The organism is Kitasatospora sp. NPDC029367 (assembly GCF_055569135.1).
The window spans coordinates 13,844-36,003 of the sequence record NZ_JBVHYH010000089.1; the positions used below are offsets into that span (position 1 = coordinate 13,844).

Here is a 22,160-nt window from a genome sequence, read left to right on the forward strand (position 1 = left end):
CACATCAGAAACCCAGGGGTGGGAGTGTCACTGACACTGTTTCTCAACGAGCTGTCCTGCGAGTCCGAGTCCGGTCCGCGGGAGGTGGACACCGCGATGGCCGGCTTCGTGGACACGCTCCGCCACCTCAAGAGCTGGCAGAGCATCGCGTTGGTCACCAAGAGCCCTTTGCCGGCCGCCGAGCTGGCGCGCGGGTATCTGTACCAGCAGTGGGTGAACGCGAGCGCGCAGAACCGCGACCGGCACCGCTACCTCCTCGCGCTGCGCAGCCGCTCGCCCTTCCGGGACGCCGTCCAGTTGACGCTCGACCCGGACGAGGTGGAGTACCAGCACGACGGCCGCACCGTCGAGGGCATCGCGTTCGCGCACCTCACCGACGGACTTGCGGTGAGCCTTCCGGTATCGGCGAAGTGGGCCACCCCGTGGCTGGACGTCGACATCCAGCACCTCACCGAGGACGGCATCGAAAGCAGCCGCGACCGTGCGCGGCACTGTTCAAGCCCGGACGAGGCCGACGCGCACAAGGGCTGGGCCCACGAGGCCGGTACGGCTTCACTCACCACTTTTGCCGAAATCCTCGACGCCTGGGACGAGTTCTTCCCGCACCTCCAGAAGATCCCCCGCTTCGAGCGCTGCCTCCGCCGCCTCGACATGAAATGGCACCGGCCGGTCCGCAAGCTGTTGATCGATCTGGAGGCGACGGCCGCCGGCTGGGACCCTGCCACCTCGCCCGAGCCCCAGTGGCAGCACCCGCACATCACGCCGGAGTCCCAGAGCCGACAGCACCTGTGCACCTTCACCGACCTCGACGGCGAGAACCGCTGCTTCTCGTGGCACGGCCGCTTCACCCCGGGGAAGGGACGGCTGCACTTCCGTCTCGTCCCCGAGGAGCGGGCGATCCGTCTCGGCTACGTCGGCGACAAGCTCGGTAGTGACGCGGAGTCCTGAAAGGAGGCTGTCCGGTCAGACCTGGCGCGCGGAGGCGAACCGGACGAACGCAGCCCAATCAGCCGGCTCGATGCGCAGGACCGGCCCCTCCGGGTCCTTCGAGTCACGGACGTGGATGACCGCATTGGCCACGGCCACCTCAACGCAGTCGCCGCCTTCAGCACCGCTGTAGCTACTCTTGCGCCAACTGAGGCTCTGCGATCTGGTGGTGATTTCTTCGACACTCATAGCTCTCCCAGCAGCTTTTCGACAAAGGCCAGCGACTCACGAGGCGTCATAGCCTGCGCTCGGATAATCCCATAGCGCGATGCGAGGGCACGGACCTCCTCCCGATCAGTCACGAGCGTGCTGCGTCCCTGAGCCTCCATGTAACCGACTTGCTCCCCTCCCTTACGCGTGAAGAGCGTGAATCCACCATCGACGCCAGCGTTGTCCTCACGGTCGAGGGGCATGACCTGTACCTCGACGTTTCGTCTCTCCCCGACAAGGAGGATCTGCTCCAACTGGCCGCGCATCACGGCCTTCCCGCCGAGCGGGCGAAGGAGCACAGATTCCTCCATGACGAAGCTGAAGAGGGGTGCCGGGCGGGCAGCAAAGTGCTCTTGCCGAGCCAACCGCGCGGCCACTCGCTGTTCGATGATGGCTTCGTCCAGAAGGGGTCTGCGCATCGCCAACAGCGCCCTCATGTACTCCTCGGTCTGTAGCAATCCCTTGACCACATGGGTGTCGTAGGACTGCAACTCCACCGCCTCCGCCTCCAGCTTGGCGGCGTCCCGGAAGAACGCGGGGTACCGGGCCCGCGCAACCTCGTCCTTCATCGCGATCAGCACACCGACCGCGTTCAGCTCGTGATCCGCCCTGTCGATTAGCTCCGGCCGGGGAATTCGCCGCCCAAGCTCCACCGAGGCGATCAGGTCTTCTCCGTACCCCAGTCGTGCGCCCAACTGGGCCCGGGACAGCCCCGCCCGCTCCCGCAGGAGCTTCAACTGCCGCCCGAAGGCACGCAGGAGGCCTGCCCCGTCGTCCTGTTCCGCCACATCGACCACCTCCGGCCCGCCACACCCACCCGGGGACACCCGCACACGATCAGCTAGCGGAACGATACGGAAGGCAACCAGCCTGAGTGTCCGGAATCCAGCGAATTCACCCGCGCTACGCCGCCGCTGCGACCATCGCGCCACGCAACAGGCTGCGTGCGCGTTCCGCGCCTCGACGATTGCGTTCGATCGCGGCCGCATCGGGCCCACCGTCGGGCGGCCCAACTTCCCTGCAGCGTCGGCAGGTCATTCGGCCAGCCGGCGCCGGATCCGCGCAACTCGCGCATTCCCGCATGCCACCGGCAGCAGCGCCAGGCGCGGCGACGACCGCTTCCGGCATCCGCCGCTCCAGACGTGCCCGTACGAAGCCCGCCGGAGCCAGCACATGCGCGGGCAGACCGCCCAACAGTGCTTCCCGCAGCCGCCCCACGTCCGGATCCCGGGCGAGCCAGTCCGCCACCAGCGGTGCGAGATCGAGGACTTCGGCCGCCCCCAGCCTCAGGCGACGGTCCCGGGCGGTCAGCCGCCCGAGCAGTCCGGCCGCCTCGCCCTCCACTGCCCCCGCCACCGTCACCGCGCGGGAGGAGGTCTTTCCCTCGTTCTTCTCCCCCTTGGGGGAAGTGCCGGCCTCCCGGCCCTCCCCCTCACCGAGTGCCGGGTTTCGGACCGAACCGCGCCACGCCGCCTCGATCTCGTCCGGCTCCGTCAGCGGCACGCTGCTGACGAGGACGCGGGTCGTCCACGTCCCCTTCGTCGGATGCTGGGAGCGCCGAACATGTAGGAAGCCCTCCTCGATCAGCTGGGCCCGCGCGCGGGCGATCGCCGTGCGCCCCTCAGGCATCCGCTTGCCGATGCTGAGGATGGTGTCCCGGCTGCCGGGCGGCAGCGACAGCGCCCACAGCAGCAGTGTCTTCGCCGTGGCCCGCAGACGCGGGTGGCGGACGATCTCGTGTGACGCCCGTACATAGCGTTCGGGCGCGATAAAGTGCACGTGCATGAGGAGGTGTAACTCCCTGTGCCTGGCCCCGGGGTGTTCCCGCACCGCCGGGGTCACCTATTGATCTGTAGCCGGACGGTAGCACGCGGTGACCGCCTCCCGCTGCTGGATCCGAGATCCATGTCCTCCGATCGACGCACTCGTTGAGACCTCAGCGCGGCCCGCCTCGATGCTCCCGCGCGCTCTGCTCCTGCTCGGACTTGAGGAAGCCCATGTCCCTGTCCCCTCCGCTTACCGAAACGCAGGTACCATCGGCCGCACCGGAGCACCGGTTCGCCACCAAGGATTTCCTGCAGTTCGGAGCGAGTCTGCTCGCGCTGCTCAGCCTGCTTCTGTTCGCTATGAGCTATATGGCGACCAGCGACTATTTCGACGTGTTCGGCCTGACGCCGGAGCAAGTCGGAATCGACAAACAGACACTGCTCACACGTGTCGGCGTCATTGCCGGGCTGCTCGCCGCGCTCGGCGTGCCGATCCTGACGGCAGGGGCGCTCCTCATCAAGCAGCTGACTCCGTACGCGCTTCGTGAAGCGCTCCGCGACTTTCCCGTGGTGACGAGTCTTGCTCTCGGCGCTGTGCTCGGAGTGGCGGTCGTGGCTCCGGGCTGGAATCCGCTCCGGTCGTCCGACGTCCTCACGTGTGGTGGCTTCCTCGGCGCCGCCATCTACGCCCCGTTCACTCACTACCTGCGCAAGAGGGGCTGCTCAACTGCCGCCCTCTGCCTGGTCACCCTTGCCACCCTCGGTCTGACCTTGACGCCGTGGATCAGCGGCAAGGCCCGCGAGAGTGCCGAGGAGCTTCGTGACCACGGCAGAGTCTCGGGACTCGCCCTGTACATCGGCGTTCGACCCGCACGCGCCGAAGCATCGTGGACCGACCTGGAGAACCAACCGCAGCGCCGCACGGTCATCCTGCTCGGCGAGGGGAACGGCATGACGGCATTCCTGCCCTGCGGACAGCAGGTCGTCCAGCGCGTGCCCTCCCCACAGGTGCGACTGTCGTACGCCGGCGCGGTCTCGTCGTCCCGCGCACTGTGCAGCCCCTGAGCGCAGTCTGCCGCGTACATCGCCGCCCAACCACCGTACACGGCTCGGCCGTACGCGCGTCGCCGCTGGTCACGGCCTCTCCACGCCCGGCACGCTCCTGCCCATGACATCCCTGCACAACCCGAGCACTCCTGAAGCGATCGCTCCCGTCCGGGAGTTCACCATGCGGTTCAGCTCCACCCCGCGCGGCGCCCGGCTCGCGCGCCGGCTCGTCTCCCACCGCCTCGACGACTGGGGTTACGGCTACGACTCCCCGCTCAACGAGGCCCTGACGCTGATCACCGCCGAACTCGCCTCCAACGCCGTCCGCCACGGCCGCGTCCCCGGCCGGGACTTCGCCGTCCGGCTCGCCGAGTACCCCGACGCCCTGCTCATCGAGGTGTCCGACACCCGCACCGAACAGATGCCGCCGGCCACCCTCCCCAGTCCTGCGGCCGATGCGGAGTCCGGCCGCGGCCTGCTCCTGGTCGCCGCCCTCGCCGACGACTGGGGCACCTCCCCGCGTCAGGTGGCCCCTGGTAAGACCATCTGGGCGGAGTGCCTGCGCAGGTAACTTCAGTCCATCCAGGCGTGCCGATTCTCGGGATCGTCAGTCGTCGTGATCAGCGCTGGGTAGGCTGGCGCCGTTCCATTGCGACTGGCATACAACCACTCGGATCGGCATCCCTTGCAGCATCGATTCACCCGCTTGAACGTGGCCAACTTCCGGACGCTCACTGACACCTCGCTCCCGTTGGGGCCGCTGAAGGTCCTGGTCGGGCCGAACGCGGCCGGCAAGTCGAACGTGCTCAAGGCATTCGAGTTCCTCTCCGACATCGCACGTCAGGGCATCGGTCCGACGCTTGAGACCTACGACGGATATCCGGAGGTCGCTCACCGAGGCGGACGCCGCACCAAGTCCGAGCTGAGCATCGGGCTCGAAGGCGTGTGGACGGAGCATGCGACCGACACGCACCGGGACACGTACAGCCTGACCTTGCTCGAACGCCGTGTACGCGGGACCTCCGACGACCAGCTCGTCCTGTCCAGGCGGGAGCGGTTCGTCCAGCACCTCGGCCCTGCCGAGGCTTCCACGATCGAGTTGCGCCGGGACGAGCTCCTCGTCGGCAGCCCGCTCCGGGAGGAAGTGCCGACGGGGCCGACCTACGTGCGGGACCGTCACGTGAGCGGCCTCCAGGAGTCGGTGGGTCTCCCGGCGGCCGGTCCGTCCTTCGACGCCATACGCACGATCGGTCGGCACATCTCCTCGGTCCGGACCTTCGATGCCGATGTGCGCAAGGCACGTGAGCCCTCGCCCATCGGCTTCACCGGCCGAAAGCTCGCCAACGACGCGAGGAACATCGCGGACTTCCTTCTCGAACTGAAGAAGGACGCCGATGCCTGGGAGTCGCTGCTCGAGGACATCCGGTACGTGGTGCGGGACATCGAGGACATCGAGATCGTATCCACTCCCGGCAAGGCGGACCGCGTCACGGTCATGCTGAAGGAGCGCGGGCTGCGCGGCCGCACACAGCTCGCCGACGCATCGTTCGGCACGGTCCGGTTGCTGTGCCTCCTGGCCCTGTTCCACGATCCCCACCCGCCGATCCTCACCTGCATCGAGGAGATCGACCACGGCCTGCATCCGCACGCGCTCCGTCTCCTGTCCGACCGGCTCCGGGAGGCGAGTGAACGGTCCCAGTTCCTCGTCATCAGCCACTCACCGATCTTCGCGGACTACTTGGAGCCCGAGGAGCTCGTCATCTGCGAGCGCGATGAGACGGGCGCCTCCCGGATCCCCGCCACCAGCACCGAGGAGATCCATCGCAGATTCGAGGCATCCGAAGGACTTCCCCTCGGGGAGTTGTGGTTCTCGGGCACCCTCGGCGGTGGTGTGCGATGACCCGGGACAAGGGCAGCCGCCGAGGAAAGCAGAAGTCGATCATCGTGGTCGCCGGAGAGGGCGACTACGACCGGGACGTACTCCGACACCTCATACCCGAACTCCTGCCGAAGCAGTGTCCGAAGGTCGTCCCTCTCCATCAGCGCAACATGCGTCTGAGCAAAGCCACCACTCAACTCGCGCCGCATCTGGACAAGCTCCGCAGGTTCGCAGCGGCCATGGCCGAGAAGGAGGACGCGACGCTCTTCGGCATTGTCGTTCACGTGGACATGGACGGTGTCACTGACAACGAGTACGAATCGACTCGCGACACGTTGGCGGACGAGCTTCGGCGAACCTTCACGACCTGCAACTCCGCGCTCGCCCTGGCTGCCGCCGAGATCGAGGCGTGGCTGATGCTCTTTCCCGAGGCGTTCCCGAAGACCAAACCGAACTGGCGCCTCAACCCCAAGGACGCCACCCGGGACTTCGGCATGATCGCCAAGGCCAAGGAGCACCTGGCGAAACAGCTCCGGACGCCCCCGTACCGCGAATCGCACGCCCCCTCCATCATGGAGCAGGCCGCGAAGCACAAGCTCGTCACACCTCATCCGGCGGCCCGCAACAGCTCCTACACCGCGTTCGTCAAGGAACTCGAAGCCTGGTCGTGACCGAGAACGGGGCCCGATAGGTCGGTGCCGCACTATACGGTGTGATCAAGTGATCCACGCTCCGTGAAAGCGCACGTCGAAGGAGTCCGCCGTGAGGCCAACCCTGGCCGCCGCGCAGCTGCGCGGCAGTCTGACGCAGTACCTCACGACGACGTACGCGCTGGCGGACGAGGACACCCGTGGCGCGCTGGAGCGCTTCCTCGGCCACCCCGAGACCGGGATCTTCCGCGGGCCCTACCTGCGGATCAGGACGCCGTTCCACCTCGCAGACGAGGGCTGGCAACGGCACCTCGAGTGGCAACCCGGCTTTCCGCCGTACCGGCACCAGGCCAAGGCGTGGGAGCGGCTGAGCACGCTGCACGGCCCCGCCCTGCCGACGCTCGTGACGACGGGAACCGGCTCGGGCAAGACCGAGTCGTTCCTCGTCCCCATCCTCGACCACTGCCGCCGGGAGAAGGCACGCGGCCGACGAGGGGTCAAGGCCGTCCTGCTGTACCCGATGAACGCCCTCGCGACCGACCAGGCAGGCCGCATCGGGGACTACCTGGCGCAGCCGGAGCTGGCGGAGGTCACGGCAGGCCTCTACATCGGCGACCGGCCGGACACCGACTTCCGGCGGGTGATGACGCGCCGTGAGGAGATGCGGGTCTCGCCGCCGGACGTACTGATCACCAACTACAAGATGCTCGACCTGCTCCTCCAACGCGGCGAGGACCGCGCCCTGTGGGAGGGCGCCGAGATCACCCACGTGGTCCTGGACGAGTTCCACACCTACGACGGGGCACAGGGCACGGACGTCGCGATGCTGCTGCGCCGGCTGGCCGCGGTCGTCGGCGCCACCCGTCCTGGCAGCCCGCTCGGGTCGATCTGCCCGGTGGCCACCTCGGCGACCCTCGGCGAAGGCCGCCCCGGTGCGCAGGCCGGCGGGATCCTGGACGTCGCTGCCCAGGTGTTCGGGATGCCCTTCACGCCGGACACCCTGGTCGGCGAAGAAAGGATGACCGCCGAGGAGTTCACCGGCGCGGTGGACTACGAGCTCCCCGAGCCCCCTACCCCGCAGGAGGTGATCACGGCCTCCGGCGGCCCGGGCGTGGAGTCCAACCCCAGATTGCTGGACCTGAACGGGCTCGCCACCCGCATGCTCGGGCGCTCGGGGCTGGACGCCTTCCAGATCGGACGGATGCTCCGGCGCCACGACTTCACCCACGGGGTCCTGACCCTGCTCAACGGCGAGCCGCTCGACGAGTGGGGCCTGCGGGACCGCCTGGCGCGCTTCGGCTACACGTGGGGCCGTACCGCGCGGGAGAACCCCCGGCTCGTGCTGCAGGCGCTCTCCCGCTTCGTCGCCCTGCTGTCCGCCGCACGGGACCCGGACTCCGACCAGCGCCGACCACGCCCCCTGCTCCACGTGGAAGCCCACCTGTGGGTCCGACCGGTGACCAGGGTGCTGCGCGGCCTCGGCGGCGCACCGGAGTTCCGCTGGTACGAGGACGACCGGGCGGCTGCCCGCCGCAGCGCGGCCGCCGCCCTGCCGGTGGACAGTGAGGACGGCGAGTCCTCGTCCGGCAGCCGGCCGTCGAGCGGCTCGCTGCGGCCGGCGGCGCTCCCCGGTGCGGACACCGCGGTCCGCCCGGCTCAGGTCCACCTCCCGGCCGTCTACTGCCGCACCTGCGGCCGGTCCGGATGGGCCGCGCTGTCCCCGGAGGCCGATCCGCAGCGGCTCGTGATGGCCCACGACAAGATCTGGCGGGCGGGCCTCGGGCGGGACAAGCGGCGCATCCGCTACTTCATCTCCGCCACCCGATCGGAGAAGCAGGAGGCGCTCGCCGCCCTCACCGGCTCCCGGCCGGCGAGCGGCGGGACCGATCCGCTCGCCGTGGTCGTGCTGGACGGGACGCAGGGCACCTACCGCATGCCGGTCGCGGCCGACGACGGTGACCTGCTGGACGCGTGGTTCGCGCTGGCGATCCTGGACAAGAAGACCGCCGACAAGGCGGCGACGGACGACCGCTGCCCGGCGTGCAACACCGACAACGGCATCCGCTTCCTCGGCACGGCCCTGGCAGCGCTCGCCTCGGCGACCGTCACCCAGCTGTTCACCGGCGGCGACATCGCGCTCGTCCCGGAAGAGCGCAAGACGCTGGTCTTCAACGACTCCACCCAGGACGCGGCCCACCGGGCCGGGTACATCGCCAACGCCTCCTACAAGTTCTCCCTCCGGTCGCTGCTGGCGCACAACCTGGAGGACTCCGGCGCCCCGCTCCCGCTCAACGACCTGATCGGGAACGTCCTGGACTCGGTGGACGACCCCGGCACGCTCGCCGCCGTCGTCCCGCCGGACCTGCACGACGAGGCCGGCGTGGACCGGCTGCTGTCCGGACGCGGCACCGGTGACGCCCGCACCTGGAGGCTGATCGGCGAGCGCCTGGCGTTCGCCACCGTCATGGAGTTCGGCCTGCGCTCAAGGCTCGGGCGCACCCTGGAACTCACCAGGACAGCCGCCGCCGAGGTCGTCCTGGACGATCCCGAACGCGTCGCCGCACTCGCGCGTGATCTCTACCTCGCCCTGCCGGGGCAGCTGCTCGTCGCGGAGTCGATGCCGACCTCCGAGCGCTACGTCGCCTACGTCCGCGGCCTGCTGGAACGCCTGCGACAGCGCGGTGGGGTGCGGCACCGCTGGCTGGAGCCGTGGATGAAGGACGCGGGCGTCACCCGGTTTAAGATCTCTGGTCGTCGCCCCGACGGCATGCCGGCCTTCCCCGAGGGAATCACAGCACCGCGGTTCCTGCTCGACGGGCCGAAGGACAAGTCCTACTTCGACACGGTCTCGGGCCGTGGCGGCTGGTACCAGGACTGGACCCGGCGGTGCCTCGGGTTGGAGCCCGCCGGTGCCATCGAGTACCTACGCCGACTGCTTCCGACACTCGCCGACGAGCAGGTCCTCGCCGTCCGCACGGCCCAGGACGGCACCACGCGTGTCTACGGGCTTCAGCCGGGCCACATCGAGGTCCGGCTGCTCGGCGACTCGATCGTCAACAAGGCCTTCGTCAGCTGTGAGGACTGCGGCTGGCAGCAGGTCGTGCCGCCCGAGCGGCGCACGCGCTGGTACGGGCACCCCTGCCCACGCTACCGCTGCAAGGGAATCCTGACCCCGCCGCAGTACGGCGCCTCCCGCACCGGTGGCACCACGTCCGGCTTCGGCGGCGTCCAGGAGCGCGACTACACCGACGACTACTACCGGCGTCTCTACCTGACCGGCGGCACCTTCCGCGTGGTCACCGCCGAGCACACCGGCATGCTCACCCGCCCCGAGCGGGAGAGGGTCGAGCGGACGTTCCGGTCCGGCACGCACTACACCGACCCCAACGTGCTCTCCTGCACACCGACCCTCGAACTCGGCATCGACATCGGCGACCTGTCCGCCGTCCTGCTCGGTTCCCTGCCCGACGGACCGGCGAATTACGTCCAACGGGCCGGTCGCGCCGGCCGGAAGACCGGCAACGCCCTCGTCGTCGCCTTCGGCGGCCGCAGAGCCCGCGACCTGTACTACCTCGACGATCCGCGCGAGATGATCGCCGGCGACATCGTGCCGCCGGGCTGCTACCTGTCGGCCGTCGAAATCCTCCGCCGCCAGTACACGGCACGGCTGCTCGACCTGGCCGCCGCGGGCCGGCTGACCACGGCCGACGGCGAGCAGCTGCAGCCCGTGCCCAGGCTCGTGTCGGCGCTGTTCGGCACCACCGGCTGGTGCCAGGACCTGGCCGACGCGGCGCTCACCCACGGCAAGACCCTGGTGGAGGAGTTCCTGGCACTCTTCCCACGCGGCACCGGCCAGGACGACGACGCCGGTGTGTCCGGCCATGCTGCCGACGAGTTGCGGTCCTACGCCACCAGCGGCATAGCGCGCCGCCTCCAGGAGGCCGAAGAAGCATGGGTCCTTCGCCGCGAGGAGCTGAAGCGACGACTCGCGGCCATCAACAAGGCCGTCGACGCCCTCGTCACGACCGACCCGGAGCAAGACCGCGAGCGGCGGCAACTGCGCGCCGAACTGCGCAGCACCGGCAACCTCCTGGGCGCGCTGAACCGGGCGAGCGCCCACGGCGCGCTGGTCGAGCTCGGGCTCCTGCCGAACTACAGCCTCGCCGACACGACCACCAAGCTCGAAGCCACCCTCTACTGGCGGGAAGACCCGTCGGAGCCGGACGGAGCCACCGCGCGCCCTGGCGACTCGGAGGACGGGACTCCCCGCGTCTACCGCAGCGAGGTCCGCAGCTACGACCGCTCCCGTCGGCTCGCCCTCACCGAACTCGCCCCCGGCAGCAGCTTCTACGTCAACGGCTACCGGCACGTGGTGCGTGCCCTGGACATCGGCAGTCCCGAGCGGCGGGCCTGGTCCACCTGGCGGCTCTGCCCGTCCTGCGGGTTCGTCCGCACCGAGAACGCGCTGACCGATACCGACCCGTGCCCGCGCTGTGGCGGGCGGGCCATCGCGGACGCCGGGTGCGTGCAGTACGTTCTCCAGCCGCGGCAGGTGGTGGCGCGGGACAGGCGCGACGACGCCCGCGTCCGTGACGACAGGGACGAGCGCGAGCTCCGCCGGTACTCCGTCCTCACCGCCGTCGACATCGACCCGCACCAGCTCTCCGGCGGCTCGTGGCGGCACGACACGGCGACGTTCGGGGTGGACTTCGCCCGCCGTGCGGTCGTGAGGACGCTCAACCTGGGCATCGACCGCCAGGACGGCAGCAGCACCGTGCCCGTCGCCGGGGAGGACGTACGTCTCAACCCGTTCTTCGTGTGCACGAGTTGCGGAGGCGCGACGGCCGATGGCCGGCCCGTCGTCGATACCCCTGCCGACGCCCTCACCGAGTCGCTCAGTGCTCCCGCGAGAGCAGGTGCCCACCACCTGCTCTGGTGCCCCCGCCGCAGGACACCGCAGCAGGCCGGCTCCAGCCGGACCGAGCCGCAGGACGTACCCCTGCTGCTCGCCCACGAGTTGACCACTGAGGCCGTGCGGATCCTGCTGCCCGCCTCCGTGGCGCGGGCCAAGGAGCGTCTGGCGTCCTTCACCGCCGCCCTGTTCGTCGGCATAGCCGCACGCTACGGCGGCGACCCGGACCACATCGACATCGCGACCGCCTCCATGCCCGACGGCAGCGAGTCCGACTGGCCCCGACGTTTCCTGGTCGTCTACGACCGCCTCCCCGGCGGTACCGGCTACCTGCACCGGCTGGCCTCGGCAGAAGGCTTCAAGGAGGTGCTGCTCAAGGCACGCGACGTCATCGAGAGCTGCCCCTGCCGGGAGAAGGGCCAGGACGGCTGTCACCGCTGCCTGCTGCGCCGTGTCCCGGCCACGGACTACGACAAGGTGAGCCGCAGCGAAGTCCGCCAGATGCTCGACGACCTGCTCGGTGCGGACGGGGAACGCTGGCGCACCTCGCCGGTGGCGACCACGCGCCACATCTCCCTCGACCAGCAGGCCGAGAGCGACCTCGAGATCATGTTCGTGGACACCCTCAGGGACTGGGCCCGTTTGCCGGAGTCACGGGCCAGCGCGGACGCGTACACGACCTCGGCGGGCACCTACTCCCTCGAACTCCGCCTGACCGACGACAGCGGCTCCACCGTCAGCTGGCGGGTCTCCCAGCAAAGGGCTCTGGACGGCACCCGTCCGGACGTCCTCTTCGAGCGGCTCGATGCCCCCGGTCCGCGCCTCGCGGTCTACCTCGACGGGTACGAGTACCACGCCGGCCCACGGCACAACAGGTTGGCGGACGACGCCGAGAAGCGCGCCCGGCTCCGGGCGGACGGCCTGCGCGTCTTCCAGCTCACCTACGTCGACGTCAAGGACTGGCGTCGCCGCGTGACCGACAACGGCCACGCCGGCGGCGGACCGGACACCTCGGTCCGGCATCCCTACGGGTCGGACGGCGACGGGGAGGAGAGGGCACGGAAGTACTACGCCAACGTCCGGGGCAGCCTCCCCGGTGAGCTCTCCGAGACCGTCTGGGTCAATCCGACTCACCTGCTGCTCGCCTACCTGCGCTCGCCCGACGCCACGCGCTGGCAGTGGCGCGCGGAGGCCGCTGTAGCAGGCCTGACCGGCATCACGGGAGCACGCGCCGCCGCCCTGGCGGTGGACGCCGTGGGCCCGCAGATCCGCGCGGCCCTGGGAGGCGGGACGCCTGCTGGTCCCCCTGGACCGGTTCAGGTCATCACTGCTCCGGACGGCGCGGGCCTTCGGCTGGTGGTGGCGGCCGACGGGCGCCGACGGCCGCCCAGTTGGAGCGCGTTGGCCGTGCTCGACGACGACGAGCGCGTCCACGACGACGAGGTGTCGCACAAGCAGCGCTGGCGGTCCTGGCTGTTCTGGACCAACCTGTTGCAGTTCCTGGAGCACGGCGGCGGCGACAGCGTCCAGCTCACCACGAGCCTCCTCGACGGTTTCGCCGTCGAGGCCCTCGCCGTGAGCGGGGGCGAGGGGTGGCTGGCGTCGACCCGGCACGCACCGCCGGGGCAACCGCGGAGCCCGGAAGAGGCCCCGGAGGGGTCGACTCCTGTGCTCCCGGCCCCGGCCGCACCTCAGATCGCCACGCGACCTCCCGCCGACGCGGCGGCCTCCGTGCCGGTGCCCGACGCTGCCTGGACCCGAGTCCTCGAATACCTCGACCCCGACGAGGCCGGGCTCGCGGAGCTCGCCCATCTCCTCGCGGAGGCCGGTGTGCCTGTCCCGAAGGACGGCTACGAGCTCGACAGCAACGGCTGGCAGGCCGAACTCGCCTGGCCCGAGCGGCGGATCGGCATCGTACTCGCTCCTCGCACGACCGGCGGGGAACAGGACTACGAGGCCCAGGACCGCGACAACGCCTTCCGTGCCGCCGGCTGGGATGTCCGACCGGCCACGAGCTGGGACGCCCAGGAACTCGCTGCTCGGCTCGGCCCGCGAAACGGCAGCCCGGCCACCACACCGCAACACCGACGAGACGGCACGACCACCGACGGAGAGTCAGCGCGATGAAGACCCCGGGAATCACCCTTCGCCTGCTGGACAAGGCGGACAAGGAGATCCTCAAACTCCCCCGCTCGGTCAAGGGCGCCCTCTACGACTTCCAGCACAAGTTCAAGGCGAATCCCCAGGCCACCGGCCTCAAGCTCCAGCAGCTCAAGGGCGACAGCCGGCTCTGGTCGGCCCGCGTCAACGACGACCACCGCGCCCTGCTGCTGCGCCTGGCGGACGACGACTGGCTGATCGTCGCGGTCAAGCACCGCAAGGACGTCTACGAGAACCTCGACCGACTCGCCTACGGGATCAACCACATCACCGGTGGCATCGAGTACGTCGACCTGCAGGTGGTGGAGGAGAGCGTCCTCCGCGGCCTCGCCCCGGCAGCGCCTGCCGCCGTTCGGCGCCCGGTCGAACCGGCCACGCCCCGAGGGCTCTTCGCGGACTGGTCCGACGAACAGCTCAGCAACCTCGGGGTCGCCGCGCCGCTGCTGCCCGTCATCCGGACGCTCACCACCGAGGACCAGCTGCTCGGTCTCGTCGAGTACGCCCCGCAGCTCACCGGGGAAGTGCTCCTGGCCATCGTCGACGGCAAGGACTTCGACAGCATCCTCGACCAGGTCACGACGCCGGTCGCGGCGCCGGACCCGGTCGACCCGGAGGACTTCCAGGCCGCCGCCGAACGCCCCGCCACCATGGTCACCACCTCCGACGCGGCTCTGGAGGAGGTCTTGAAGGGCGGCGACTTCGGGCGGTGGAAGGTGTTCCTCCACCCCTCCCAGTCCACGTTGGTGGAACGCACCTACTCCGGGCCGGCCCGAGTGAGCGGCGGCCCCGGGACGGGCAAGACCATCGTCGCCCTCCACCGCGTCAAGCACCTGGTCGACCGGCTGCCCCCGGGGCACACCAAGCCCGTGCTCCTCACCACCTACAACAAGAACCTCGCCGCAGAGCTGCGTTCGCGCCTCCTTGAACTCGGCGGGGAAGGCCTGCTGGCCCGGGTGGACATCAGCCACGTCGACCAGCTCGCGCTCCGGATCGTCCGGGAGGCCGAGCCCGGCAACTCCAAGCAGACGATCGACGACAACCAGGCCGTACGGGAGTGGCAGGCGCTGCTGGACGAACTCGGCGAGACCTCCTGGGACGCCGAGTTCCTCCACGACGAGTGGACGCAGGTGATCCTCGGGCAGGCGATCGGCTCCCGGGCGGACTACTTCAGGGCCCGGCGGGCCGGCCGCGGCGGGAACATCGGCCGTGCCGAGCGCGCCGAGATCTGGCAGCTCGCCGAGCGCTTCACCCAGCGGTTGGACCACTCCCGACGGCAGACCTGGGACCAGGTGACCGAACGGGCGGCGCGCTTGGAAATTGAGCGCGAGCAGCGGATCGCCGCGGTCGCGGCTCAGCGCGACGAAGCCGGCGGCCTGGACAACGTCCACCTCCAGGACGGATCCAGGGGCTGGCTGCGCTACCGGTACCGGTACCGGCACATCGTGGTCGACGAGGCACAGGACCTCCGGCCGGCCCACTGGAAGATGCTCCGGGCGATGGTCCCAAGCGGCCAGGACGACATCTTCCTGGTCGGTGACACCCATCAGCGCATCTACCGCAATCAAGTGACCCTCGGAAGCCTGGGCATCCACATCCGAGGCCGCTCGTCGAAGCTCACTCTCAGCTACCGCACCACCCGCCAGATCCTCCGCTCGGCCCTGGACGTCCTGACGGGGGCGTCCTACGACGACCTCGACGGCGGCGAGGAGACCTTGGCCGGCTTCCGATCGGTCCTCAACGGCGCCGATCCCCGGCTGCACCCCTGCTCGGACTGGACCGCGGAGCGCGTCGCCATCGCCGACCACATCGCGGCCTGGAACGCCCACCACGACGAGCGGATCCCCCTCGAACAGATCGCGGTCTGCGTGCCCACCAACCACATGGCGGGAGAGGTCGCCTACACCCTGGCCCAGCACGGAATCCCGGCGGTGGAGATCGGCCCCGACGGCCCCAAGAACGGCGGCGGGGTGCACATCGGCACGATGTTCAGGTTCAAGGGCCTGGAGTACCAGCGAATGATCATCGCCGGCGTCCGCGACGGCCTGGTGCCGCGCGACAACGTGAACCGCCTGAAGACCATCGACAGCGCGCGATACCGCCGGGAGATGCAGCGCGCCCGCTCACTGCTCTTCGTCGCCGTCACCCGCGCCAGGGACAGCGTCGACATCTTCTGGCACGGCGAGCCGAGCCCCTTCCTGAAGCCTGTGCTTGCCCCCTGAGCCGCCAACCGCCGGCCCCGGGTTCGGGGCCGCCAACCGGAGCTCTCAGCGTCAACAACCCCATCGCGCGCCTTCGGGAGCGAGATGCAGGGCCCTCACGCCTCAGCGCTCGCGGCCGCGGGCCTTCAACGGGACGCCGGGCAATTCCGGGGCGGCAAGCCGGGCGCCGTCGTAGCCGTGGACCTCGCCGAAGCGGGTGCCGGCCGTCCAGTCCGCGCGGGCCCGGGCGATGTCCTCCGTCGAGCGGCCGATGAAGTTCCACCACATGACGATCTTCTCCTCGAAGGGTTCGCCGCCGAGGAGCAGCACCGAGCCGTCGGAGTGGGCGAGGAGCGGGAGCTCGCGGCGGCCGCAGCCGAGGTAGAGCATCGAGCCGGGTTCGACGGGGACGCCGTCGACGTCGATCCGGCCGGTCATGGCGAGGACGGCGTACTCGAACTCGGGGACCAGCGGGAGCTTGAGCTCCGTGCCCTCGGTGAGGGCGAGGTCGGCGCCGACCAGCGGGCTGTGGGTGGTGCCGGGCGAGGTGGCGGTGTCCAGGGTGCCGAGGATGACGGTGGCGCGCAGGCCGGGGGCGGTGACCGTCGGCAGGTCGGGGTGGTGCTCGAAGGAGGGGGCGGTGTTCCGGTGGGCGTCCGGGAGGGCGACCCAGAGCTGGGCGCCGTGCAGGTAGCGGGCGTGCGGGCGCGGGGACTCCTCGGAGTGGGAGATCGCCCGGCCGGAGGTCATCAGGCCCAGCTCGTACGGCCGGACGGTCTGCAGGCTGCCGAGGCTGTCGCGGTGGAGGACCTCGCCCTGGTGCAGCCAGCTGACCGTCTGCAGGCCCATGTGGGGGTGCGGCGGCACCTGCATGCCGGGTTCGTCGGCGATGTCGTCCGGGCCGTAGTGGTCGACGAAGCACCAGGCGCCCACCATCCGGCGGCCCAGGTTGGGGAGCAGCCGGCGCACCACGGTGCTCTCGCCGAGCTGGACCTGGCGCCCGGTCAGCAGGTCCTTCACCGGTCCGCTGCTGGCCTCGCGGCCGCAGGTGGTCGGGGCGGGCTTGAGGTCGAGGTTGCTCATCGCGGTTCCACCACCGTCATGGGAAGGGCCGGGCCGGGGAGGGCACACCGTCACCGATCATCCGTGACGGTGCGGGGTTCCTCCACCCGGGCCCGGCCATCCGGCACCGCCGCGGAGGTGCCACAGCGGTGCCGCAGGGGCGGGCGCAGGGGCGGGCGCGGGGCGGCTCAGTGCTCGCAGGCCCACCAGGCGTCGTTGCTCGCCCCCGCGGCGAGCTCGCGCAGGTTGCGGACGGCCTCGGCCGGGTCCGCCGCGCCGTAGACGGCCGACCCGGCCACGAACACGTCCGCGCCGGCCTCGGCGCAGCGCTCGATGGTGGCCGCGGAGACGCCGCCGTCGACCTGCAGCCACAGCTCCAGGTCGTGCTTGGCGATCAGCTCACGGGTGCGGCGGATCTTCGGCAGCATGATGTCGAGGAAGGCCTGGCCGCCGAAGCCGGGCTCGACCGTCATGATCAGCAGCATGTCGAGCTCGGGCAGCAGGTCCTCGTAGGGCTCGATCGGGGTGCCCGGCTTGAGCGCCATCGAGGCGCGGGCGCCCTTGGCGCGGATCTCCCGGGCCAGCCGGACCGGGGCGGCGGCGGCCTCGACGTGGAAGGTGATCGAGCCGGCGCCGGCCTCGACGTACTGCGGGGCCCAGCGGTCCGGGTCCTCGATCATCAGGTGGCAGTCGAGCGGGATGTCGGTGGCCCGGGCGAGCGACTCGACCACCGGGACGCCCAGGGTCAGGTTCGGGACGAAGTGGTTGTCCATGACGTCCACGTGCAGCCAGTCGGAGCCCCGGACGGCCTCGGCCTCGTCGGCGAGCCGGGCGAAGTCGGCGGAGAGGATGCTGGGGCTGATCTGGGGCATGGCCGACTACCTTCGTACGCGGGCTTGCGAGGGCTGGGCGCCCGGGGGCGGGCACCTCGCCCCATCATCTCGCGCCGTACGGCCGTCGACCGCACCCGCCCACCGGCGCGTGACCGTGATCACACGCCGTCCGGGTTGCCGGGACCGCCCTGGTGGCGGTCAGCTCTGGAGCGACCGCCGGTGCCCGCCCGTTCGTCGGGCCCCGCCCGTTCCTCGGGCCCCGCCCAGGATGAGGAAGAGGAAGGTGTCTCGATTGTCCGAACCCGTCCACCCCGTCCACCCCGTCCACCCCGCCCGCGCGCTGTGGTGGCTCTTCGAACCGGTGTACGCCGTCACCTTCCTCCAGCCCGAGAGCCGGGCGGCCTTCGAGGCGGCCGGACTGGACGGCGGCTGGTCCGGCTACTTCGCCGCCCGCTCGGCCCCGCTGGGCGCGGTGGGCGCCCCGCCGGTGATCGCCGCGTTCTTCAGCTTCGCCCCGGCGGCGGTCGAACGCGCCCTGCCGCAGGTGTGGACCAGGGCGAGCCCGGAGCGGGCGCTCGCGGCCAGGGCCGAGGGCTCGGTGGCGGTGCTGGCCCGGCTGCTGGCACCGGTGGCGCCGGAGCTGGTCGAGACCGCGGCGACCGCGCTGGAGGAGGCCGTGGACCGGGCGGACTGCGCGGGCCGGGTGCTGGCCGCCGCCAACGCCGCGCTGCCCCGGCCCACGGACGTGTACGGGCGGCTGTGGCACGCCGCGACCGTGCTGCGCGAGCACCGCGGGGACGGCCATGTGGCCGCGCTGGTCGCCGCCGGGCTCGACGGCTGCGAGGCGCCGGTGCTGCACTGCGCCACGGGCGCCGCCCGCGAGGTGCTCCAGCCGCTGCGGGGGTGGACGGACGAGGAGTGGCAGGCCGCGGCGACCCGGCTGGTCGGCCGGGGCTGGCTGACGGCGGCGGGGGCGCTCACCGAACTGGGCCGGATCCGGCACCGGGAGCTGGAGGCGGCCACCGACCTGGCCGCCGGCCGGGTCTGGGAGCACCGGCCGGACGGCGAACTCGACCGCCTGACCGCCGCACTGCGGCCGATCGCGGCGATCTGCCGGGCCGAGCTGCCGATCGACCCGCTCGCGATGCCGCCCGTGCAGGCCTGAGCGGGTCCGGACGACCCCCGGCAATCCCCGCCCGGCAACCCCCGCCCACCCCCCGTGTGACCGTCGTCACGCTCCGCCGGGGATTACCGGGGCCGTCCCCGTGGTCATCAGCACGTGAACGGCCCACGCACCCGCCCGGGCGGCCCCGACGCTCCGCCACCCGCGCGACCGCCGCGGCCGTACCGACCAGCCCAGCTCCCCGCTCCCGCCCGGAGCCCCGTCCGAGGAAGGTCTCCTGATGGCCGATCTCGTCCATCCCGCCCGCGCGCTCTGGTGGCTCTTCGAGCCGGTGCACGCCGTCACCTACTTCGAGCCCGAGTGTCGCGACGCCTTCGAGGCGGCCGGCCTGCGCGGCTTCTGGCGCGGCTACTTCGCCGGCCGCTCCGCCCCGCTCGGCGCGGTGGACGCGCCGCCGGTGACCGCCGCGTTCTTCAACTTCGCCCCGGCGATGGTCGAGCGGGCGCTGCCCGCGCTGTGGTCGCTGGCCAGCCCGGAGGAGGCGCTGGCCGCCCGCACCAAGGGCGCGGGCGCCGCGCTGGCCCGGCTGCTGGAGCACGTGGACCGTGGTCTGGTCGAGCGGGCGGTCGAGACCCTGGAGCAGTCGGCCGAGCGGCTGGACTGCGCCGGCCGGGTGCTGGCCGCCGCCAACGCGGCGCTCCCTGCCCCGCCGGGGCTGTACGAGCGGCTCTGGCGGGCCGCCACCGTGATGCGCGAGCACCGCGGGGACGGCCATGTGGCCGCGCTGGTCGCCGCCGGGCTGGACGGCTGCGAGGCCCTGGTGGTCCGCTGCGCGATGGACATGCGGCGCGAGCAGCTCCAGCCGGTGCGCGGCTGGACGGACACCGAGTGGGAGGCCGCGGCCGGGCGCCTGGTCGAGCGGGGCTGGCTGACCGCGACCGGCTCGCTGACCGAGCTGGGCCGGACCCACCACCAGGCCCTGGAGGCCGCCACCGACCTGGCCGCCGCGCGCGTCTGGGAGGACCACCCGCGCGCCGAACTCGACGCCCTGGCCGCCGCGTTGAAGCCGATCTCGGCACTGTGCCGGAGCAGCATGCCGTTCTACCCGGTGGGGCTGCCGGACAACACCTGACCGTCGTCGGCGCCGGGCGGGCCGAGCACGATCCCCCGCCCGGCGTAGAACTGCCCGAACGAGCGCCACGGCACCCGGGCGAAGGCCTGCGACTCCCCCGGGAAGCCGGACGGGTTGTGGATCAGCAGCGCCGTCCCGGTGTCCCCCACCGCCAGCACCAGGTGGCCGCCGCGCCGCACCGGCTCGGGCCCGTACGGCTCCCGGATCGACGGGTGCACCGAGAGCATCACCAGCCGCCCGGCCGCCAGCTCGTCCGCGACCTCCGCGGGCGTCGGCTCCGCCGCCCGGGCGGCCAGTCCCCAGCGCCGCCGGGCGTAGTCGGCGAACGGCACGTGGACCAGCCCGCGCAGGCTGTCGCCGTCGCGGACGTACGCGCCGGCCGCCAGGCACTCACGGGCCAGCACCATCGCCGTCGGGGTCACGCCCCACCAGTACTCCAGCGCCATCCGCAGGCAGGCCACCCCGCAGAGCCGCCAGGACCACCAGGCGTACTCCTCCGGGGTGGCCGCCCCGGACTGCCCCCAGCGCGGGTCCCGCGCGGCGTCCAGGCGCCCGTCGACGATGTCCCGCACCAGCTCGGCGGACTCCCACTGCGCCCGGTACGGCACCTCGTGCACCACCCGCGCCGGCCGCACGGCGCCCTCCTGATCGACCATCCCCCGACGCTCCCACACCGGGGTCGCCGGACGGACTCACGACACTCCTTGAGCGCCCGTCCGGTGGTCCGCGCCGTACGGGCAGCTCAGGCCGTCCGGGCCCACCGCCGCGCCCTCCGCCTGCTCTGTGCCACCCGCTCCACCGGCGCCGGTGCCCGCGCCCGCGCCGTCGCCCGAGCGGAAGGCCAGGCGCTGGGCGGCGTGCCGGCCGCGCGCCTCCAGCGGCAGCTGGCCGGTGGCGCCGGCCAGGCCGAACGCCGGCATGTCGAAGTAGATCGACTCGTAGCCGCCCTCGGGGACGATGTAGGTCTCGTGCCAGAGCCCGACGTGGCCGCGCAGCTTGCCCTCCCGCACCTTCCGGTTGGCTATGCCCCAGACGGTGTGGTGGAAGCCGTCCGGTGCGCTCGCGTAGCGGTAGAGGTGCTCCTTCGACTCCCAGTACTGGACGACGTAGTACGTCCGTGGCGAGGCGGTGAGCAGGATGCGGCCGCGCAGGCCGCGCTCGGGGCTGCGGCCGAGCTCGTACAGCATCCGGAACATCGCGAACATCACCGGGCCCCAGTGGTGCACCGCCCAGAAGCGGTTGATCCGCATGCCGATCAGCAGCACCACGGTGTCGCCGGTGGCGGCGGCGGTGGTGTAGCCCGGTTGCGGCTTGGCGAACAGCTGCATCTGCGCCTCCCGGTACTCGCGACTCGCGCTCATGTAATCGGTGATTACATCAGCGCGCACCAGGCCGGTCAAGGCTCGCCGCAGCCACAATTCCGTTATCGCTCAGGCGGGTTGACCGTCCCGGCGATCCCCGCGCGGAAGGTGTCCAGGACCCGGACGGCCAGCTCCTCCGCCCGCTCGGCAGGCAGGTAGCCGTCCACGATCATCTGCGCCAGCCCGTACACCAGCGCCTGTCCGGAGAGCAGCACCAGCTCCGGATCGCCGGGGCCGACCCGCCCGGCCTGCTGGTCCGCCACGACCAGATCGGTGAACGCCCGGTCCAGGCCGTCCAGTTGCTCCCTCAGCTGCGGGTCCCGGGGGGCCGCGAACGCCCGTGAGCGCACCAGCTCGAACCGCCGGGGATGGCGCAGCGCGTACCGGACGAACCCCAGCCCGAGCGCCCGCATCGCCGACCCGCCGACCGCCTCGGCGGCCGCCACCTCCGCCTCCTGCCAGCGGGCGAAGTCCGCCAGCACCCGGTCCGCCACCGCCGTCAACAGCGCCTGCCGGTCGGCGAAGTGACGGAACGGCGCACCCGCCGAGACCCCCGCCCGGCGCGCCACCTCCCGCACGCTCACCTTCTCCTGGCCCTGCTCGTCCAGCACCTCGAACGCCGCCGCCACCAAGGCCTCCGGCAGCGCCCCGTGGTGGTAGGCGCCCCGGTCCCGCTCCCTGATCCGTTCCGTCATACCCGTCTTGCTACCACAGCGGGCAGGAGCCCCGGGCCAGGCCGCCCGGGGGCCCAGCGCGGCGTCTCTCCGGGGTGGGGGGGGGGGGGGGGGGGGGGGGGGCCGCCCGCATAGTGGTCGTACCCCACATCACAGAAATACACGA

The 22,160-nt window shown here is 71.4% G+C and carries 16 protein-coding genes and 1 pseudogene; 9 read left to right on the forward strand and 8 right to left on the reverse strand.

Annotation, left to right across the window (positions count from 1 at the left end):
* Positions 1–24 precede the first annotated feature (24 nt).
* Positions 25–948, forward strand: coding sequence for a hypothetical protein (locus tag ACZ4W5_RS33330; protein ID WP_465658768.1), 924 nt, complete (start codon positions 25–27; stop codon positions 946–948).
* A 15-nt stretch (positions 949–963) separates the two neighbouring features.
* Here the strand turns inward: ACZ4W5_RS33330 and ACZ4W5_RS33335 are convergent, their stop codons facing one another.
* The 3 genes from ACZ4W5_RS33335 to ACZ4W5_RS33345 form a co-directional block, all read right to left on the reverse strand.
* Positions 964–1,176: a DUF397 domain-containing protein gene (locus ACZ4W5_RS33335; RefSeq protein WP_465658769.1), complete on the reverse strand. Its 213-nt coding sequence runs from the start codon at positions 1,174–1,176 to the stop codon at positions 964–966.
* Entirely contained in the window at positions 1,173–1,994 is an 822-nt protein-coding gene (locus ACZ4W5_RS33340) for a helix-turn-helix domain-containing protein (protein ID WP_465658771.1), read from the reverse strand. The genes ACZ4W5_RS33335 and ACZ4W5_RS33340 overlap by 4 nt, the downstream gene beginning before the upstream one ends.
* 106 nt (positions 1,995–2,100) lie before the next feature.
* Complete coding sequence (locus tag ACZ4W5_RS33345; RefSeq protein WP_465658773.1) at positions 2,101–2,982, reverse strand: hypothetical protein; 882 nt, start codon at positions 2,980–2,982, stop codon at positions 2,101–2,103.
* Between the two features lie 212 nt (positions 2,983–3,194).
* On the opposite strand from ACZ4W5_RS33345, the gene ACZ4W5_RS33350 reads away from it, so the two are divergent.
* The 6 genes from ACZ4W5_RS33350 (at position 3,195) to ACZ4W5_RS33375 (ending at position 15,830) form a co-directional block, all read left to right on the forward strand.
* On the forward strand, positions 3,195–4,028 hold the full coding sequence (locus ACZ4W5_RS33350) for a hypothetical protein (RefSeq protein WP_465658774.1): 834 nt from the start codon (positions 3,195–3,197) through the stop codon (positions 4,026–4,028).
* A gap of 103 nt (positions 4,029–4,131) precedes the next feature.
* Complete coding sequence (locus ACZ4W5_RS33355) at positions 4,132–4,581, forward strand: ATP-binding protein (protein ID WP_465658776.1); 450 nt, start codon at positions 4,132–4,134, stop codon at positions 4,579–4,581.
* A 141-nt stretch (positions 4,582–4,722) separates the two neighbouring features.
* On the forward strand, positions 4,723–5,910 hold the full coding sequence (locus ACZ4W5_RS33360; RefSeq protein WP_465658785.1) for an AAA family ATPase: 1,188 nt from the start codon (positions 4,723–4,725) through the stop codon (positions 5,908–5,910).
* Positions 5,907–6,560 (forward strand): hypothetical protein, encoded by a 654-nt coding sequence (locus tag ACZ4W5_RS33365; RefSeq protein WP_465658777.1) that lies wholly within the window; start codon positions 5,907–5,909, stop codon positions 6,558–6,560. The genes ACZ4W5_RS33360 and ACZ4W5_RS33365 overlap by 4 nt, the downstream gene beginning before the upstream one ends.
* A 91-nt stretch (positions 6,561–6,651) precedes the next feature.
* Complete coding sequence (locus ACZ4W5_RS33370; protein ID WP_465658778.1) at positions 6,652–13,578, forward strand: DEAD/DEAH box helicase; 6,927 nt, start codon at positions 6,652–6,654, stop codon at positions 13,576–13,578.
* Positions 13,575–15,830: a UvrD-helicase domain-containing protein gene (locus ACZ4W5_RS33375; protein ID WP_465658779.1), complete on the forward strand. Its 2,256-nt coding sequence runs from the start codon at positions 13,575–13,577 to the stop codon at positions 15,828–15,830. The genes ACZ4W5_RS33370 and ACZ4W5_RS33375 overlap by 4 nt, the downstream gene beginning before the upstream one ends.
* Positions 15,831–15,932: 102 nt before the next feature.
* Here the strand turns inward: ACZ4W5_RS33375 and ACZ4W5_RS33380 are convergent, their stop codons facing one another.
* Positions 15,933–16,892: a pirin family protein gene (locus ACZ4W5_RS33380; RefSeq protein WP_465658781.1), complete on the reverse strand. Its 960-nt coding sequence runs from the start codon at positions 16,890–16,892 to the stop codon at positions 15,933–15,935.
* A 167-nt stretch (positions 16,893–17,059) separates the two neighbouring features.
* Positions 17,060–17,743, reverse strand: coding sequence for a ribulose-phosphate 3-epimerase (gene rpe, locus ACZ4W5_RS33385; RefSeq protein ID WP_402491972.1), 684 nt, complete (start codon positions 17,741–17,743; stop codon positions 17,060–17,062).
* 253 nt (positions 17,744–17,996) lie between these two features.
* Between rpe and ACZ4W5_RS33390 the strand changes: the two genes are divergently transcribed.
* Positions 17,997–18,869, forward strand: coding sequence for an SCO6745 family protein (locus ACZ4W5_RS33390; protein WP_465658783.1), 873 nt, complete (start codon positions 17,997–17,999; stop codon positions 18,867–18,869).
* A gap of 238 nt (positions 18,870–19,107) precedes the next feature.
* On the forward strand, positions 19,108–19,959 hold the full coding sequence (locus ACZ4W5_RS33395) for an SCO6745 family protein (protein WP_360245902.1): 852 nt from the start codon (positions 19,108–19,110) through the stop codon (positions 19,957–19,959).
* On the opposite strand, the gene ACZ4W5_RS33400 is transcribed toward ACZ4W5_RS33395, so the two are convergent.
* From ACZ4W5_RS33400 to ACZ4W5_RS33410, 3 genes and pseudogenes are all read right to left on the reverse strand, one after another.
* The gene (locus ACZ4W5_RS33400) at positions 19,929–20,615 is read right to left on the reverse strand and encodes a C39 family peptidase (protein WP_360245899.1); all 687 of its coding nucleotides are present in this window, start codon (positions 20,613–20,615) and stop codon (positions 19,929–19,931) included. The two genes, ACZ4W5_RS33395 and ACZ4W5_RS33400, sit on opposite strands and share 31 nt — an antisense overlap.
* Positions 20,616–20,786: 171 nt before the next feature.
* Positions 20,787–21,281 (reverse strand): annotated as a pseudogene (locus tag ACZ4W5_RS33405) (DUF4188 domain-containing protein); the annotation flags it as partial.
* 101 nt (positions 21,282–21,382) lie between these two features.
* Positions 21,383–22,015 carry a TetR/AcrR family transcriptional regulator gene (locus ACZ4W5_RS33410; RefSeq protein ID WP_360245896.1) on the reverse strand — a complete coding sequence of 211 codons (633 nt, stop codon included), beginning with the start codon at positions 22,013–22,015 and terminating at the stop codon, positions 21,383–21,385.
* Positions 22,016–22,160 lie beyond the last annotated feature (145 nt).